Consider the following 17,156-nt stretch of genomic DNA (forward strand, 5'->3'; position numbering starts at 1 on the left):
TTGTTACAAACCTATTTTCCGGCGAGCCCGTTGCACGAGCAAGGACCGGGCGGCGTGAGAACGCTCTCGGACGGTGCGCGCGGCTCAGCGCGAGCAGGTGGCGCGCCAGGCGTCGAACGAGCCGCCGAGCAAGTCGTGCCGCATCGCGAACGAAGCCGCCTCCAGCCGCGAATGCACACCGAGCTTGGTCAGCACCGCCTGCACGTGGGTGCGCACCGTCGTCGTCGACACCCCGAGGATCTTGGCCATCGCCGCGGTCTGCGCGCCCTGCACCAGCAGGCTCAGGCATTCCCGTTCGCGGCCGGTGAGGTAGGAGGCCAGCCTGCGGGCGTCCGCGCGCTGCCCGCGGTGGTCCTGCGCAGGCACCCGAGCTTCCGGCAGCTCGACGGCCGTGCGCCCCGCCACGACCGAGCGCATGGCCTGCACCAGGACGTCCAGCCCGCACATCTTGTTCACCCATCCCGCCGCACCGGTCGCCAGCGCGGTGCGCACGGCGCGCGCATCGGTGTCGGCGGTGAGCACCACGACCTTCGTCGCCGTGCCCCCGACGACCTCGCCGAGCCGCGCCACCCCGTCGCCGTCGGCGAAGTAGCGGTCCAGCAGGCAGATCTCGGGTTCGAGGCGGTGCACCGCGGCGGCCGCACCGGTGATGTCCGATGCGGTCCCCACGATCCGGAAACCGCGCGGCGGCAACGCGGTGACCAGCGCGTCCACGAAGATCGCATGGTCGTCGCCGAGCAGCACGCGCGTTCTTTCGTCGTTCATCGAGGTCCCCCATAGCTGTGCGGCGCCCAGGGCGCGTCCGTTCCGGAGCCCGTTGCCGAAGGATCGCGCGGCGGAAGGTCCACCGGGATCGATTTCCCGCGCAGTGCGCTCAAGAACGCGGGAACACCAGCCGCGCGCAGGTCCCCCTCGGCCCCGCCGCGTCCAAGTGCAGCTCGCCCCCGCAGGCGCGCGCGAGCCCGGTCACGATGCCCAGGCCCATAGACGCCGTTCCCGCGGGTCCGCCTCCGATACCCGGGCCGTCGTCGGTGATCTCCAACCGGACCGCACCGGCGTCGTCGGCGGCCGCCAGCTCCACGACCCCGCCGGGTCCCGCGGCGCGGACGGCGTTGTCGACCAGGTTCGAGACCATCCGCCACAGCAACGTCGGGTCGGTGCACAACATGACCGGCTCGCCCGGACGCAGCGCCAGCACCGGCGAACCGCAGTCGCGGGCCGCGGCGACCTGGCCGAGCAGGACCCGCACGTCGACCGGCTCCGGCGGCGCCGGATCACCGGCCACCAGGTCCAGCAGCCGCGCCAGTTCCCGGCCCATCAGCTCCAGCCGGTGCCGCGCGGTACCGGACAGCGCCGGGTCGGTGCGCATGTCGTCGGCCAGGTAGGACACGGTCGCCAAACCGTGCCCGAGGTCGTGCAGCAGGCCGCGCCACCGCCGATCCGGATCGGACCGCGCGGGCGCGGGCGGGGTTTCGGTCCGCACCACCGCTCCCTTCCGTGCTCCGAGCCGGCCGCTGCTCGCGGCCGTGCACTCTGCTCGTCGCGCGGCCGGTGCAGGTCCGTTGCAGTCTCATCCGTTCAGGGTGCTTCGACTACCGCAGGTCACAGTTGTGCGGCGGACAGCGCAGCGGGCAGCGGACCCGGCCGGTAGGCGGCGGCGAGGTCGGCGGCCAGGTCCGCGCCCGTGTGCCTGCCGCGCACGTGCGCCTGCGCGGCATCGGCGAGCGCGGCCGCTTCACCGGGATGGTCCAGCAGGTGCCGGACGGCGCGGGCCAGGGCCGCGGGCCGGGCCGGAGGGGCGAGCAGCCCGGTCACGCCGGGCAGCACCACGTCGCCGAGGGCGTTGACCGCCGTGGCCACCACCGGCACCCGGCAGTGCATCGCCTCCACCACCGCCAGCGGCAACCCTTCGTACCGGCTGGGCAGCACGAACACGTCGAACGCGGGCAGCAGGCCGAGCACGTCGTCGCGCCTGCCCGGGAGCACGAGCCGCACGCCCTGCCGGGCCGCGGCGGTACGCACCCGCTCGGCGCGGTCGCCGTCGCCGATCCACACGCCGATCACGTCCTGGCCGAGCAGCCCCAGGGCGCTGACGAAGTCCTCCGGCGCCTTCTGCCGCACCAGCCTGCCGACGGAACCGATCACGGTCGCCTCCGGCGGCAGCCCGAGTTCCCGGCGCGCGTCGCCGGCTGCGCCCGGCGTGCGCACTGCGACTCCGGTGGTGCGGACCCGCTCGGGCGGGATCAGCTCGCGGCGGATAGCTTCGACGGCGACCCCGGTGCCCACGCACAACGCGACATCGGTGAGCCCGCCGAGCGAGCGCTCCACGGCGATGTAGGCGTTGCGGCGCGCGGCGCTCTGGAACTCGTGGAACGGGAAACCGTGGTATGTGTGCACGACCCGCGGCACACCGACGCGGCGTGCCGCGATCCTGCCCAGCGCTCCGGCTTTGGCGCAGTGCGTGTGTACGACGTCGAAGCCGCGGCGGCGCAGCAACGCGGTGAGCCGGTGCAGCGCGCGGGCATCGGCCAGCGGGGAGATCGGAGCGCGCAGGGCCGGTTCGACGACGGTCGGCAGGCCCGCGTCGCCGGCTTCGGCGAGCAGCCGATCACCGTTGCCGGTGATCAAAGTGACGGCGAACTCGCGCGGGTCCAGCGCGCGGGCACCGCGCAGCGCCATCGCGCCTGCGCCGCCCTCCAGCCTGGTGATCAGCGTGGCGATCCGCAGCGGCCTCATCGCGCTTCCGGCTCCGCGTCGTGGTGGTCGTCGGGCCGGACGGCCGGATCGTCGGCTCCGATCTCCGCTTCGGGCGCGACGGACTGGTCCGGGATCACTTCGCCGCCGACGTTGGCGCTCGCCTGCGCATGAGCGCCCCGATCACCGTCCGCACCATCGGAAGCGGCCCGATCGGTGCGCGTGCCGCGCGCCCGGACCGCCTTCCCGGTTTGACGACCGGAGGATCCCGCGCGCAGCCCCGCGGCGCTGGCCACGCTGACCGCCTCCAGCTGCGAGTGCACCCGCAGCTTCGACAGGATGCTGCGGGTGTGCGTGCGCACCGTCTCGGTGGAGATCGCCAGGTCGCGCGCGATGCGGGCACCGCGCTTGCCCTCGACCATGCCGCGCAGCACTTCCCGCTCCCGGACGCTGAGCACGTCCAGCGGCCCGTCGCGGCGCCCGGCCAGCCGCACGTCCTCCCGCAACGCCCGCAGCACCACTCCCAGCACCTCGGGCGGGAACCAGGCGTGACCGTGGCACACGCCGCGCAGCACGGCGGTCAGCTCCTCCACACCGCTTTCCTTCGGCACCCATCCGGTCGCCCCGGCGCGGGCCGCTTCCACCGCGCGCTGCGGGTCGAGACCGCCGGTGAGCACCACGACCGCCACGGACGGCAGCGCTTCCAGCATCGCTTCGACCAGTTCCCCGGTGGAGGCGACCGGATCCACGTCCACGGTGATCACGTCCGGGCGCAGCCGATCCACCATCGCCGCCAGGTGCGGGTCGCCGGTCGCGCACCGCCCCACCACCCAGAGGTCCGTGGCCTGCTGCAGCCGCGATCCGAGCGCTTCGGTGAGCATGAGGTGGTCGTCCACCATCAACAGCCGCAGCACGTTCACCTCCCCACCTTCCCCCGCCGTCCGCGGTGAGACCTCATCCAACTGCGGGAGTTCACCCGGCACGCGCACCCGGATCCGGTTCCGGCCCGCCCGGCTCGACCGCGTGCCGCTGCGGGCTGCTCCACCGGCCGGTCGAGCGCGACAGCCAGGCCAGCGGCAGCGAGTACAGCGCGATCGCCGAATCCAGCACCCGCAGCGGCAGGTACAGCCAGGCGTAGAGCAGGAACCTGGGCTGGCGCCGGGTGATCGTGACGACCAGCGTCAGCAGCAGGTCCGGCAGCACGATCCCCAGCAGCAGCGCGGGAATCGTCATGTACCCGGCGACCGCCTCGTGCACGTCGGCGAACCACGGCCACTCGAGCGTCCCGTCCGCGATCAGCGGCAGCAGCAGCACCAGCAGCACCAGCGGAAGCAGCACGAGCATGATGCTGCTGGTGAGCAGTTCGAGCAGCAGCAGCGCCAGCATTGCGGTGAACAGGTTCAGCCGCGGCGGGTGCCTGCGCACCGTCTGCCACAGGCCCAGCGACCACCGCTTGGACTGGCGCACGTAGTCCCGGATCCGGCCCGGGTCCTGGGTGGCCGCCACCGCCGATGGCGTGAACCCGACCTTGCCGAGCCGCTTCTGGTAGACCTCGAAGGTCATGTTGAAGTCCTCGATCACCAGCCCGGGCGGGTTGACCTCGATGCTCGGCAGCACGCTGGTGCGGTAGAGGCTGGCGAAGCCGGGCACGATGTGCGTGGCGTTCATCCGCCGCCAGGTCTGGCCGAACTTCAGCAGGTACTGCGTCATCGAGTAGATCCGCTGCCGGTGGAACGCCACCAGCTTGCCCGCGAACGACAGGCCCCGGTCCCGCCAGGCGGTGCGCACGCAACCGGCCACCGCGACCACCTCGGGGTCGTCGAACAGCGGCAGCGCCGCGGCGAAGTAGCCGGGTTCCACGCGGGTGTCCGCGTCCAGCAGCATCACCAGCCGGTACCGGCGCACCAGCCGGAACCGCCGGATGCCCACTTGCAGGGCCCCGGCCTTGCCGAGGTTGCCTTCGGTGCCCACGACGTGCACGCCCGCCCGGCGGGCCAGTTCGACCGTGCGGTCGGTGGACCCGTCGGAGACGACGTGCACGTTGCGGGCCGGGACCAGCGCGGTGATCGCCCGCAGGCTTTCGCTGATGACCACTTCTTCGTTGTGCGCGGCGATGAGCACGGCCACGTCGTCGACGCCCAGCGCGCCCGGCCGCCGCGGCCGGAGCTTGCCGTGCCGGTGCGCCGCGAGATCAGCGACCGGTGCGGCTCGCCGCGCGCCGCGCAGCAGCGAACCGCGCCAGCCGTCGAGCACGCGCACCATCCCGATCACGCCCCAGAGCGTGAAGTTCGCGCCGAACACGACGATGGCCAGCACCCACCACGGGATCATCGCGCCCGCCCCTCATCTCCCCGACCGCGCTCAATCCCCGACCGGCAGGCTCTCGGCGAGCCGGGTCCAGGTGGCGGTGTCCTCGTAGCCGTACATCCACAGGTAGACGCCGCGGATACCGGCGCCGCGGGCGACCTCGAACTTCGCCTTCGAGCTGACCGAGTTCTCGAACCACACCTCGTGCTGCTGCCCCTGCTCGTCGGTGTAGCGGAACCACGGGGTCTGGCTGACCGGGTCGTAGTGCGTCTCGGCCCGGTGCTCGGTCGCGAGCTGGAACGCCTGCAGCCAGGTCAGGTTCGACCCCCGGTCACCGACCCAGTCGTAGCCGTACAGCGGCACGCCCAGCACGATCCGCTCCGGCGGGATCTGCGACTTGGCGTAGTCGACGATCTCGCGGACCCAGCCGATCGGCGCGATCGGCCCGGGCGGCGAGGTGCCCCAGTGGTAGTCGTAGGCCATCAGCCGGACCTGGTCGGCCGCCCTGCCGATCGCGGCGTAGTCCTGCGCGACGTTGCGCTCGTCGTAGCCGGCGTCGCTGGCCTTCGCGAACACCGCCACCGACAGCGTTTTGTCCTTGGCGTGCAACGCGTTGCCGAGGTCGGTGACGAAGCGGCTGAACACTTCCCGGTCACCGGCCCGCAGGTTCTCGTAGTCGATGTCGATGCCTTCGTAGTCCTCGCGCTCGACCAGCTCGACGATCTCCCGGACGTGCCGGTCGCGCAGCCGCGGGTCGTGCAGCACCCGCGCGACCGGTTCGTAGGACCAGCGGCCGTCGGTGATGTTGGCCAGCGAAGGCACCAGCGGAACCCCGGCGTCGCGGAGCTTCTCGACCTGGCCGGCCACCTCCGCCGCGCGGTCCGGCGGGTATTGCCGGGTGACCGATCCGTCCCCGCCGAGACCGTAGATCCACGGCGAGACCTCGTTCACCGAGTCCTTGTTGGACACCACCGTGCTGGTGCCCGCCTGCAGGTTCCAGAACGGCAGCGACGCCACCACCAGCGTCTCCGGCCGCGCCGGTGCGGTGATCCGCGGAATGGCCATCACGACCACCAGCAGGGCCGCGAGCGCGATGAGCCCGATGAACCAGATCGAGCCGCCGAGGTGGCGCATCCGGCGGGCGCGGGGACTGTGCGCGTGATCGGCGTCCTCGTCCGGCGGCTGCGGTTCGCCGGGACCCGCCCTGCCGCGCCACCACGCGGCGAGTGGCGCGAACAGCCGGTTCCGGCGGCGTTCCGGCTCGGTGACCTCGACATGTCGTTCTCCCTCCCGAACCCCGTCGTCGTGCATGAGGCCCCCGCTACGCCGAGACGACCGGGGCCGCGCTGGTCTGCTCGTCGATCACGGCCCGGATGATGTCCTCCAGGCTCCGGGACGGTTGGAAGCCGATGAGTTCCCTGGCCCTGGCGCAGTCCGGCACCCGGCGTTGCAGGTCCTCGTAGCCGGGACCATAAGCGTCCTCATAGGACATTCGCGTGATTCCGGCCGTGGTGCCGGTGAGTTCGATGACCTTGCGCGCCAGGTCCATTATGGACACTTGCTCGTTGCTGCCGATGTTCAGCGCGGTCCCGGTGATCTCGTGCATCCCGGCCAGCCGAACCAGCGCGGGCACCACGTCGGCGACGTGGCAGAAGCAGCGCACCTGGTGGCCGCTGCCGAACACGGTCAGCGGGCGCCCGGACAGCGCCTGGCCCACCAGCCGCGGGATGACCATCCCGTAGCGGCCGCTCTGCCGCGGGCCCACGGTGTTGAACAACCGCACGATCACCGCGCTGAGCCCGAGTTCGCGCACGTAGCAGTAGGTCAGGCTCTCGTCGATCGCCTTGGCCTCGGAGTAGGTCCAGCGGGTCTTCAGCGGTGCGCCGACCAGCCGGTCGTCGTCCTCGTTGAGCCCCGGTTTGCTGTTCTTGCCGTAGACCTCGCTGGTGGAGGCCACCAGCACCCGCGCGCCCCGGCGGTGCGCGGAGTCGAGCACGTTCTCCGTGCCGTGCACATTGGTCAGCAGGCTGCGCAGGGTGCGTTCCTGGATGACGAAAGCGCCGACCGCGGCGGCCATGTGGAACACCACGTCCACTTCGGACACCAGGTCGTCCACCAGGGTGCCGTCCAGGATGGTGCCGGAGGTGAAGCGGAATTCCGGGGAATCCGCGGGCAGGTTCGCGCGGCTGCCGGTGCTGAGGTCGTCGAGGCCGAGCACCTCGTGCCCGTCCGCGAGCAGGTGCTCGACCAGGTGCGAGCCGATGAACCCGGCCGCGCCGGTGACCAGTGCCTTCATCGCACACCACCGCCCTCGCGCGCGGCGACCGGCGTCCCGGACCGCGCGCCGAGCCGCTCGTAGAGGTCGTCGATGCGGCCGGTGACCGCCTCGATGCCGTAGAGCTCGCGGATCACCGGCACGTCCATCCGGGACCGGCGATCGGTGACCTCCGCGGTGATCTCCTTGCGCAGCGCGTCCACCTCGCCGGGCACCTGCCGGGCGCGGTCGGTGCGGACGCCGGCCAGCGCCGGGCAGGTCGTGTAGAGCACGGGCATCCCGTTGCCCAGCGCCTCCAGCACCGACAAGCCGAAGGTCTCCTGCGCGGAGGAAGCCACGAACAGGTCGAACGCGGAGAACATCGCCGAGACGTCGTGCCGCTCCCCGGCGAAGATGACGTGCCTGCGCACGCCGAGCTGCTCGGCCAGGGCCTCCAGCCGCGCGCGCTCGGCGCCGTCGCCGACCACCAGCAGCTTGCCGCCCTCCCCCAGCAGCGGCGCGGCCGCCTCGATCACCATGTCGAAGCGCTTGTTCGGGTCCAGCCGCCCGAGCAGGCCGATGACGTGCGCGCGGTCGTCGATGCCGTGCTCGCCGCGCACCCGCGCCCGCGCGGCCGGGTCGAACGCGACCCGGTCGAAGTCGACCCCGTTCGGAATCATCGTGATCTTGCCGCGGCGCACGCCCCAGGCGGCCAGCCGGTCCGCGACGGTCGGCGAGACCGCGATGGTGGCTTGCGCGAACAGGTCGGTGCCGAGGTAGAGCGCGCGCACTCCGGCGGTCATCCGCCGCCGCTCCAGGTGCGTCTCGCCGATGGAGTGCTCGGTGCCGACCACCACCGGCGTCCCGGCCAGCTTCGCGGCGAGCTTGCCGTACACGCACGCCCGGTACAGGTGGGTGTGCACCACGTCGTAGCCGCCTTCGCGGATCAGCGCGCGAAGCTTCGGCAGCGCGCTGAGCTGGGTGTTGCTGCTCATCCCCAGATCGCGCACCCGCGGCCCGTCGCCGGTGATCATGCTCGCGACGTCACCGGCGTTGTAGAGCGCGAGCACCTCGGCGTCGTGCCTGGTGTGCTGCAGGATCGAGCGCAGCTGCAACTCGGCGCCACCGACCGCCAGGCCGGTGATCACGTGCAGAACTTTCATCGTCGTACTCCCCCCATCGCGGCGGCCAGCACCGCAACCGCGGTCCTGGCCACTACCATTACGTCCAGCCACGGCGACCAGTTCTCGATGTAGCGGTTGTCGAATTCGGCGCGGTCGGGGATCGAGGTGTCCCCGTGCAGCCCGTGCACCTGCGCCCAGCCGGTCATGCCGCCGGGAACCCGGTGGCGGTCGGCGTAGCGCGGCAGTTCGCGGCTGAAGCGCTCGGCGTAGCAGGGCCGTTCCGGGCGCGGCCCGACGATCGACATCCGCCCCCGCAGCACGTGCGTCAGCTGCGGCAATTCGTCGAAGTGCGTGCCGCGCAGCCACCGTCCCAGCACGCTCGTGTCCTTTTTGGACACGGTCCAGCCCTGTCCGGCTCCGCGGGCCACGGTGCGGATCTTGACCACTTCGGTGCTGCGCCCGGCTCCGGTGACGCGGCGCTGCCGGAAGAACGCGGTGCCGCCACCCAGCCGCACCGCCAGCGCCGAGGTCAGCAGCAGCGGCGCCAGCAGCACCAGCAGAGCTGCGGCCAGCACGACGTCGAAGATCCGCTTGGCCACCTTCGCCGCAGCGCTGTGGGTCCAGCGCCGCAGCGGCACCACCGGCACTCCCCACACCTCGTCCAAGCTGGCCTGCGGCAACGCCACGCCGAGTTCGTGCAGCCGCGGGACCACGCACACGTCGGCGGGCAGCGGGCGGCAAGCACGCACGATCGCCACCAGGTCCGCTTCGGACTCGCACAGCAGCACGCGGGTGATGCGGTGCCTGGCGACCACTTCGCCGAGCTGGGCAGCACGCCCCAGCACCGGAACATCGCGCCGCGGGCCGTCGTCGAGGAAACCCTCCGGCAGCAGTCCGAGTTCGGGGTGTTCGCGCAGCGCCCGGTAGATCCGCAGACCGAGATCCGATGCACCGACGATCACCGTCGGCTGCAGCAGCAACCCGCGCCGGTGCACCGACCGGAGCACTCCGCACACCGCGCCCCGGAACACCACGAGCACGCCTGCTCCGGTGCAGCCGAGCCACATCGGCGGCGTCCACGGCAGCAGCAGCACCGCCGGGCACGCCGCCGAGATCGCCAACCGCGGAATCTGGTCGCCGACTCGCAGGCAGATCCGGCTGCGGTGCTGGCCCTCGGCCGCCAGCACCGCCAGCACCGCCACGCCGTAGACGACGCCGGTCCACACCGCGGCCCCGGAGACGGCGACGGCCACGACCAGCGCCACCGCGTCCGCCGCGGGCAGCAGCACCAGCGGCAGCAGTCGCGGCATCCGGCCGGACGCCTGCTCCGGGCAGGTCACCCGGCCGGTCGGCGACCGCCGCACCCGAATCGGGTCGGCGACCGCCGCGGTCCGCGGCTCGGCAAGACTCATCCGGTCAGCCCTCCCGTGACCTCCGGAGCGCGCGAACGCCCGCGCACGCCCGCGGCCAGCTTGCCGCTGACCCGGCGCACCGCGTGATCGGCGCCGTAGACGAACCGCATCACCGGGCCGTGGCTCGGCGCGACGGCCGCACCGACGAAGAACAATCCCGGCACCGAGGACTCGTAGTGCGCATCCACCCGCGGAGTCCGCGCCAGCGTCCGCACCTGCGAGCGCAGCCGCGAGTTGACGAACCCGAGCCGCTCCAGATCCGGCGGGTAGCCGGTGGCGCAGATGACGTGCTCGGCGGTGAACTCGCGCCCGCCACCGCCGAACGTGCGCACCCCCACCGTCACCGCGTCGCCGTCCGGTTTCGCCCAGTCCACGGTGTGTCCGACGTGCACCGGCAGCACACCTTCGACGCGGCTGCGCAGCCACCACGCCCCGGCCGGGCCGAGCGCGGTGCGCGCCCGGAACACCCGGGTGCTTTCCGGCAGGTGCCGGAAAAGGTCGGGGTGCTCGGAGTAGAACCAGGTCGACAGGCCGGAGCCGAGACCGGCTTCCGGTTCCCTCATCCGGCGCCACAGCGGGCGGTCCGGCAGCAGCGGCCGCCCGTTCCACGCCACGCTGCGGGCGCGCGCGATCAGCCGCACGTCGGCGCCGCCTTCGTGCAGCAACGCGGCGGATTCCAGCGCCGACTGGCCCGCGCCGACCACCAGCACCCGGCGTCCCTCGAAGCCGGCGAGGTCGGCGTGCTCCGAGCTGTGCGAGCACAACTCCGGAGGCAGGTCGGAGAAGACTTCCGGAATCCGCGGGAAGTGCTGCACTCCCGCGGCCACCACGACCGCGCGGGCGCGCGCCCGGCCGCCGTCGGCCAGTTCCAGCTCGAACGCCCCGCCGCGCCGGTCGATGTCGTCGACCAGCACTTCTTCCACGTCCAGGCCGCGCTGTTCGCGGAACCAGTCGGCGTAGGCGATGAAGTTGTCCAACGACACCGGAACCCCGTAATCGGCGTAGCCGCGGCCGGTCTCCTGGCAGAAGTTCCGCAGCGTGTGCGAACCGTCCGGATCGGACAGGTTCGAGGCGAAACCTTGGGATTTCAGGTACATCCCGCGCGGCATCTTGGTGCGCCACAGGTCCATCGGGTGGCCGAACTGCCGGTACCGGACCCCGGCGGCGCGCAGGTGCGCCGCCAGCGACAGTCCGTACGGCCCCGCGCCGACCACGGCGACGTCGACGGTTTCGTTCATCAGCGATCCTCCTTGACTGCGTACGGCGTCCGTCCCCGATGCCGGCTGCCGCCATCGCGTCCGCGTTCCTCGTAGCGCGGCGGGTCCACCAACCGCTTCCCCGGCTTCGCGCCGAACCTCCGGGTGAGCGCGCGCCTGCCCATCCACACGCACATCAGCGCGAACGGCGCGAGGTCGTCGCGGGCGAACCACGCCACTTCGTCCACCCGCCGCAGCGACCGCAGCCAGTCCCGCAGCCGCAGGTCGCCGCGCCGCCAGTAGCTCAGCGCGCCGAGCGGGTCGTAGTTCTCCACCAGGAAGCTGCGGCCCACCGGCGGCAGTCCTTCCGCGACCCGCTGCCCGGTCAGGTCCAGGTAGGCCGCCAGCGCCACGTCGATGCCCGCGGAATCGCGGAACAGCCGGAACTGCGCGCCCAGCCGCGGGTTGAAGTCCAGCAGCTTGTAGCGCCCGTCCCGGTGGTCGAAGCGGAAGTCCAGATCCGCGATCCCCCGGAAGTCCAGCCGCTTCAGCAGCTCGGTCGCCTGCCCGCGCAGCAACGTGTTCGACGTGCAGCGCCCGAAAGTGGTCAGGCCGGCATGCGCCGGGTAGGACCGCGCCTTGACCCCGGTGAACGCCGGGCGGCAGCCGGCGGAGCCGCGGTATCCGTGGAAGAACCAGTCGTTTCCCGCGCCGCCGGGCAGGAACTCCTGCAGCATCAACCGGCCTGCGCGCTGCTGTTCGCATTCGCGGGTGAGCGCGAGCAGCTGCGCGCGCTCGCGCACGATCGTCGTGCTGCGCACCTTCATGGCACCGGTCCACGGCGTGGCCAGTTTGGCGATCAGCGGGAACCCGGCCTCGACGGCGAACTCGATGGCCTCGGCGGTGGTGCCGATCAGCTCCGCGCGGGGACTGGGCACCTCCAGCTCCCGGCAGACCTGGTGCAACGTGAACTTCCCGGCTACCCGGCGCGGCAATCCGGCGGGCGGCTCGGGGAAGACGAACGAGCCGCGCAGCGACGAGCCGTGCTCGGCGAGGTGGATGGCGGCGGCGTCATCGGTGGGGATCAGCACCGCGGGCCGTCCGAGCCGCTCGGCCAGCGCCGCCAGCCCGATGTTGATCCGCTCCGGGTCGTCCGGATCCGGGCGCCAGAGCCAGCGTCCCCGCACGTGGCGGGAATGCGCGGCCGGAGCCGCCGGGTCCTCGTGCACCGCGTACACCGGCACCCCGGCGCGGCCGAGGCTGCGGATCACGCCGAGTCCGCCGTGGTGCAGCACGTTCGGGTCCAGCTTGAACACCACTGCGGGCGTGCTGGTGTCGAAGGCAACCGGGTCCGGGACTCGCATGGCTCACACGACCTGCCGGTGCGGGGCCAGGTCGAACTGGTACGTCGCGTCCAGCACCCGCGGGCAGTCCCCCGCCCAGCCGTAGTCGAAGCCCGGGTGCACGGTGTGCACCACCACCAGGTCCCAGTCCTGGCCGCGCGGGGCGGGTTCGCTGCGCAGCCGGGAACCGTCGGGCAGCTCGACCTCGTCGATCAGCGGGTCGTGGTAGCGCACGTCCGCGCCCATCCGGTGCAGCTCGGTGATGATCGGCAGCGACGGGGATTCGCGCAGGTCCCGGACGCCTGCCTTGTAGCTCACCCCGGCCAGCAGGACCCGCGCGCCCGCGACTTCGCGGCCGGACTCGGCGAGCAGCTGGCCGGCCCGGTGCACCACCTTCTCGGGACGCTGCTCGATGGAGTGCATCGCCTGCTCGATCACCGGCGCGCCCAGCCCCTGCTCGCGCAGCTGCCACAGCAGGTAGTGCGGGTCGCACGGGATGCAGTGCCCGCCGACACCGGGTCCGGGGAAGCTGCCGAGGAAGCCGTAGGGCTTGGTGCCCGCGGCGATGGTCACCTCGATGGGGTCCAGCGCCATCGCGCGGCAGACGTCGGCGACCTCGTTGGCCAGCGCCAGGTTCACCGCGCGGAAGATGTTCTCGTAGAGCTTGGTCAGCTCCGCGGCTTCCGGCGAGCCGACCAGGTACACCGAGTCGGTCAGGTCACCGATCACCCGCGCCGCCCGTGCCGCGCACTCCGGCGTGACTCCGCCGACGATGCGCGGGGTTTCGCGCTGCACGTGGTCGTGGTTGCCGGGGTCGATGCGTTCCGGGCTGAACGCGACGTGGATTTCCTTGCCCACCGTCAGCCCGCGCCGCCGCAGCGGCTCCACCAGCAGGTCCCGCGTGGTGCCGACGAACGTGGTGGAGGTGAGGATGATCGTCTGGCCGGGCCGGGCGTGCGCCACCGCCGTCGCGCAGGCGCCGCGCAGCGCGGAGAGGTCCGGTACCCGGTCGCCGTCCACCGGCGTCGGCACGCACACCACGATCGCGTCCGCCTCGCCGAGCACCGAGGGGTCTTCGACCAGTCGCAGCGAGCCGTCGGCGAGCGCGTCGCGCACCAGCTCCCGTTCCGGTTCCGGCAGATCCACGTCGCCGTCGGCGATGGCCCGCAGCCGCGCTTTGCTCACGTCGACCCCGACGACGCTGGAGCGGCGCGCGGCCAGCCCGCACGCGGTGGGCAGGCCGACGTAGCCCAGACCGAGCACGACCACGGTTTCCTGCCGTACCGGCGGCGCGTCGCTGACCGGGACGCCCGCCGGTTCGCGGTAGGCGACCAGCCGCTCCGACAGGTGGCGTTCCCGGCCGTTGATCGCCAGGGCCAGTTGCTGCTGGGTCACGTTGCCCTCCCCCGAGATTCACCTGGTCGCCGCGGCCCCCGCGCCGGGCTGCCCGCGCCTTCGCGGCTGACGACACAGTCGCAGCTCAGGGCCGAAGGACCCTCCCGCAACAGCGGTAGTGGCCCTACCGGAAACGCAGGAACCTCGATGCCTCGCGCCGGTCGGAAAGCCGGTGCCGAGCCCGTTTCGCGTCCAGCCGCAGCGATCCGTCCCGGTCGCCGATGTAGGTGCGCGGCAGGGCGTGCGGCCCGGACAGCGCGGAGCGCCAGATCGCGCAGCCGTAGCCGTAACCCGCGTTGCGCACCGCGCGCACCGCCTGCTGGTCCAACTCGCCGTACGGGTAGCAGAACCCGGTGACGTCCTGCCCGGAGATCTTCTGCAGCTGCATCCGGCTGTGCGCGGTCTCGCCCGCCAGCTCCACCGCGTCCAGTCCCGGGAGCCTGCGGTGCAGCGCGCCGTGCGAGCCGATCTCCATGCCGCCGGCGGCCACCTCCGCGACCTGCGCGGCGCTCATCAGCGGTTTCCGCGGCCCCTCCGGGTCCCAGGTGTTCTCCCCGCCGAGGCGTCCGCTGAGCACGAACACCGTCGCGGTCCAGCCGAAGCGGCGCAGCAGCGGGCACACCGTCTCGGCGAAATCGGTGTAGCCGTCGTCGAAGGTCAGCCCGACCAGCCCGCGCCCACCACCGGCGCGCCGCGCGGCGAGCAGGTCCCGCATCGAAACCCCCGTGCACCCGCGCGAACGCAGCCAGCGCAATTGCCGCTCGAACCGTTCCGGAGAGACCGTGACCAGGTACGGATCCTCGGTGTACGCGGTCACCGAGTGGTACATCAGCACGTACGGGAACGGCCGCGGCAACTGCGACCGAACGCCACTTTCCGCCGTCTGGGTCATCACCGGCCGCCTTCCTCGGCTCGCGGGTCCTCGGCGGACGATCGCACCCGGATCGGCGACGTGGTTCGGGCACGAAGGTGAGTCCGCCTACCGCATCCGCATCAGATGGCCGCCCGCCGCGGTAGGCGAAACTGCGGCGCGCAGCCCGGTCCGAACGATGATCGACTCTCCGGCGGTTGAGTAGACTCGGCCGGGTTCGCCGCACCCGGACCCTTGGAGCACCGCAGTGACCCCGGCAACGCAGCCCGAGCCTCGAACGGACACCGAGCAGGCCGGAGTGCGGGACCTGGTCGCGGCTTACCCCTGGCTGCCGGTGGTGCTGGGGCTGCTAGTCAGCGCGCTGGGCGTGTGGTGCTTCAGCGGGTTGGCCGAGCAGGTGCACCAGGGCGGGCCGCTGCTGCGGCTGGACGAGCACCTGCTGCGCGTCTCGCTCGGACTGCGGTCGGCGCCGCTGATCGCCGCCCTGTCGGTGCTGACCTGGCTCGGAGATGTGCTGGTGGTGCTGCCGGTGAGCCTGCTCGTGGGTGTGCTGATCGGGCTGACCAGGCGTACTTGGGCGCCGCTGGTGCTGCTGGCGGTGTCTTCGGCCGGAATGGGCCTCGCGGTGAACCTGATCAAGATCATGATCGCGCGGCCGCGGCCGCTGGTGGTGAACGCGCTGGTCGTCGAGGACGGTTTCGGCTTCCCGTCCGGGCATTCCGCGCAGTCGGCCGCGCTCTACCTGCTGCTCGGCGCTTTCGCCCTGCGGCTGCTGCGCGCCCGGTGGGCGCGGGCGTGGGTATTCACCGGCGCGGTGCTGGCGATCGTGCTCACCGGCTTCAGCCGCGTGCTGCTCGGGGTGCACTCACCCACCGACGTGCTGGCGGGCTGGATCCTCGGCGCCTCTTGGTCAACCCTGCTGCTGAGCCTCTGGCTGTTCGCCGAACAACTCCCCCGCCTGATCAACACCCTCGTCGCCCGCAAATCCGCACCGGCTTCCGGTCCCCCGCAGGCTTCTGAGTGAACGGCCTGTTCGTCCAATCTAGTAGGACGAAAGTTCCGTTCACTCCGAACGAACGGGTGCCGGCCCGGCCGATGGCAAGATCAACCGGCCAGCGCGCCCGAACGCACCGACGCCAAGAAGGCCGACCACGCGCGACCGGGCACGGCGAGCAGCCCGCTGCCGCGATCCTTCGAGTCCCGCACCCCGACCACATCGGCCTCCACCGCGAAACCGACTTCGACGCACTGCCCGCCCTGACCGTTGCTCCGGCTGGAAACCCGCCAGGCCGCGTAGGTGAGATATAAGTCCGTCATCGTGGGATACCTTCCCCTAACTCGTTGTGCAGTGACCGAGCCGCTTCGTCGAGGGCCGCGCGAGATTCCGCCACTCCCATCGACACCTCGGCGAGCTGGTCGAGCATGACCGTATAACGGTCGATGTCTCCCGGGTCCTCCTGGTAAACGGCGCCTCTGTCGTTCTCGATGTACGCGAACGCGGGAGAGTCATCGTCCGGGAACTGCATAAGCACGAAGGACGAAGCCATCGCGGCGTGCGCACCGGCGGAGAACGGAACCACCCGAACTCGGGTGCGATCTTCCCGGGAAGCCGCGACCAACTGGTCGAGCTGTTCCCGCATCACCTGTGGGCCGCCCACTACCCGCCTCAGCACCGCCTCGTTCAAGTACACGTTCAGCCGGGGCGGTTCGGCGCCTTCCAGCAGAGCTTGGCGCTCCCGCCGAACACGCACCACCTTCGCCAGCTCGTCGTCACCGATGTCCGGACGGGAGGCCGTGGTGATCGCCTCGATGTAGGAGCGGGTCTGCAACAGACCCGGGACGAACTCGCTTTGGTACTCCCAGAATTCGACGGCGTCGCCTTCCAAGCCCACGAACTGGCGAAACCACTCCGGCAAGGTGTCCCGATAAGCAGTCCACCAGCCTCGCTGGTTCGCTTCCCGCGCCAGTCGCAGCAGTGACTCCCCGGTACCGGCGTCGACGTCGTAGAGCTGGCAGAGCAGCCGCACGTTCGGAGCTTTGATCGCCTGGCGTCCCAGCTCGATCTTGCTCACGGTCGGTTCGCCGACCTCCAGCCAGTCCGCGGCGTCTTTGCGGGTCTTGCCCGCGTTCTCCCGCATCCCGCGCAGCATCGCGCCGAGTTGTCGTCGCCGAACACTGGCCGGGGCACTCTCCCGCCCCGGCCGGTGGTGCCCGACTCACCGACGGAAGCCGATGCGGCGAATGGACATTCCCCGAACGCACCGAACCGCCCCGGACCCGATCAGCGAAAACCGCCCGGTCGGCGAATGCCGCCCGGGCGCTCTGCGGCCCTGCGGGGCCGCGATCATCAAATACGCGCGGTACGCGGTCGGGCTGCGCGGGCCTCGGCAAGTGCACCTCGTCGGGGAGGACGCGGTGCAGGGGCGGCTCGACGAACGGAGCGTGGTGCAGACGCTCTGCGGCCGCCTCGGCTGGGGGCCGCTGAACGACCCGCCGCACGGCTGGCCGCTGCATCCGGACTGCCGGACCCGGGCATGTCCGGAGTGACTCCGTCCAAGCT

17 protein-coding genes are annotated in these 17,156 nt (G+C 71.9%); 2 read left to right on the top strand and 15 right to left on the bottom strand.

Going from position 1 to position 17,156, the window contains the following annotated elements:
* Positions 1-84: 84 nt before the first annotated feature.
* The 13 genes from INP57_RS07820 to INP57_RS07880 form a co-directional block, all read right to left on the bottom strand.
* Positions 85-765, bottom strand: coding sequence for a LuxR C-terminal-related transcriptional regulator (locus tag INP57_RS07820; protein WP_200069435.1), 681 nt, complete (start codon positions 763-765; stop codon positions 85-87).
* Positions 766-874: 109 nt separating this feature from the next.
* On the bottom strand, positions 875-1,483 hold the full coding sequence (locus tag INP57_RS30270; RefSeq protein ID WP_200069436.1) for a sensor histidine kinase: 609 nt from the start codon (positions 1,481-1,483) through the stop codon (positions 875-877).
* Positions 1,484-1,602: 119 nt separating this feature from the next.
* Positions 1,603-2,736 (bottom strand): glycosyltransferase, encoded by a 1,134-nt coding sequence (locus tag INP57_RS07830; RefSeq protein ID WP_200069437.1) that lies wholly within the window; start codon positions 2,734-2,736, stop codon positions 1,603-1,605.
* Positions 2,733-3,614, bottom strand: a complete 882-nt coding sequence (locus INP57_RS07835; protein ID WP_200069438.1) for a LuxR C-terminal-related transcriptional regulator — start codon at positions 3,612-3,614, stop codon at positions 2,733-2,735. The genes INP57_RS07830 and INP57_RS07835 overlap by 4 nt, the downstream gene beginning before the upstream one ends.
* A 52-nt stretch (positions 3,615-3,666) precedes the next feature.
* On the bottom strand, positions 3,667-5,025 hold the full coding sequence (locus INP57_RS07840; protein WP_200069439.1) for a glycosyltransferase family 2 protein: 1,359 nt from the start codon (positions 5,023-5,025) through the stop codon (positions 3,667-3,669).
* A gap of 30 nt (positions 5,026-5,055) precedes the next feature.
* Positions 5,056-6,312 carry a glycosyl hydrolase family 18 protein gene (locus INP57_RS07845; protein WP_233627174.1) on the bottom strand — a complete coding sequence of 419 codons (1,257 nt, stop codon included), beginning with the start codon at positions 6,310-6,312 and terminating at the stop codon, positions 5,056-5,058.
* 10 nt (positions 6,313-6,322) lie between these two features.
* Entirely contained in the window at positions 6,323-7,297 is a 975-nt protein-coding gene (locus tag INP57_RS07850) for an NAD-dependent epimerase/dehydratase family protein (protein WP_200069440.1), read from the bottom strand.
* Positions 7,294-8,418 (bottom strand): glycosyltransferase, encoded by a 1,125-nt coding sequence (locus tag INP57_RS07855; RefSeq protein WP_200069441.1) that lies wholly within the window; start codon positions 8,416-8,418, stop codon positions 7,294-7,296. The genes INP57_RS07850 and INP57_RS07855 overlap by 4 nt, the downstream gene beginning before the upstream one ends.
* Positions 8,415-9,791, bottom strand: coding sequence for a sugar transferase (locus INP57_RS07860; RefSeq protein WP_233627175.1), 1,377 nt, complete (start codon positions 9,789-9,791; stop codon positions 8,415-8,417). The genes INP57_RS07855 and INP57_RS07860 overlap by 4 nt, the downstream gene beginning before the upstream one ends.
* Entirely contained in the window at positions 9,788-11,029 is a 1,242-nt protein-coding gene (locus INP57_RS07865; protein ID WP_200069442.1) for an NAD(P)-binding domain-containing protein, read from the bottom strand. The genes INP57_RS07860 and INP57_RS07865 overlap by 4 nt, the downstream gene beginning before the upstream one ends.
* Positions 11,029-12,351 (bottom strand): carboxylate--amine ligase, encoded by a 1,323-nt coding sequence (locus tag INP57_RS07870; protein ID WP_200069443.1) that lies wholly within the window; start codon positions 12,349-12,351, stop codon positions 11,029-11,031. Before INP57_RS07870 ends, INP57_RS07865 begins: the two co-directional genes overlap by 1 nt.
* Positions 12,352-12,354: 3 nt before the next feature.
* Positions 12,355-13,725, bottom strand: coding sequence for a nucleotide sugar dehydrogenase (locus INP57_RS07875; protein WP_200069444.1), 1,371 nt, complete (start codon positions 13,723-13,725; stop codon positions 12,355-12,357).
* Positions 13,726-13,849: 124 nt separating this feature from the next.
* The gene (locus INP57_RS07880; RefSeq protein WP_200069445.1) at positions 13,850-14,617 is read right to left on the bottom strand and encodes a polysaccharide deacetylase family protein; all 768 of its coding nucleotides are present in this window, start codon (positions 14,615-14,617) and stop codon (positions 13,850-13,852) included.
* A gap of 226 nt (positions 14,618-14,843) precedes the next feature.
* On the opposite strand from INP57_RS07880, the gene INP57_RS29980 reads away from it, so the two are divergent.
* Complete coding sequence (locus INP57_RS29980) at positions 14,844-15,620, top strand: phosphatase PAP2 family protein (RefSeq protein ID WP_200069446.1); 777 nt, start codon at positions 14,844-14,846, stop codon at positions 15,618-15,620.
* Positions 15,621-15,700: 80 nt separating this feature from the next.
* On the opposite strand, the gene INP57_RS07890 is transcribed toward INP57_RS29980, so the two are convergent.
* Positions 15,701-15,913 carry a DUF397 domain-containing protein gene (locus tag INP57_RS07890; RefSeq protein WP_200069447.1) on the bottom strand — a complete coding sequence of 71 codons (213 nt, stop codon included), beginning with the start codon at positions 15,911-15,913 and terminating at the stop codon, positions 15,701-15,703.
* Entirely contained in the window at positions 15,910-16,746 is an 837-nt protein-coding gene (locus INP57_RS07895) for a helix-turn-helix domain-containing protein (RefSeq protein WP_255520793.1), read from the bottom strand. Before INP57_RS07895 ends, INP57_RS07890 begins: the two co-directional genes overlap by 4 nt.
* A gap of 91 nt (positions 16,747-16,837) precedes the next feature.
* Here INP57_RS07895 and INP57_RS07900 point away from each other — a divergent pair, with 91 nt between their 5' ends.
* Positions 16,838-17,143, top strand: coding sequence for a hypothetical protein (locus tag INP57_RS07900; protein WP_200069449.1), 306 nt, complete (start codon positions 16,838-16,840; stop codon positions 17,141-17,143).
* Positions 17,144-17,156 lie beyond the last annotated feature (13 nt).

The sequence above is a fragment of the Saccharopolyspora galaxeae genome (assembly GCF_016526145.1).
GTDB classification, from domain to species: Bacteria; Actinomycetota; Actinomycetes; order Mycobacteriales; family Pseudonocardiaceae; genus Saccharopolyspora_C; species Saccharopolyspora_C galaxeae.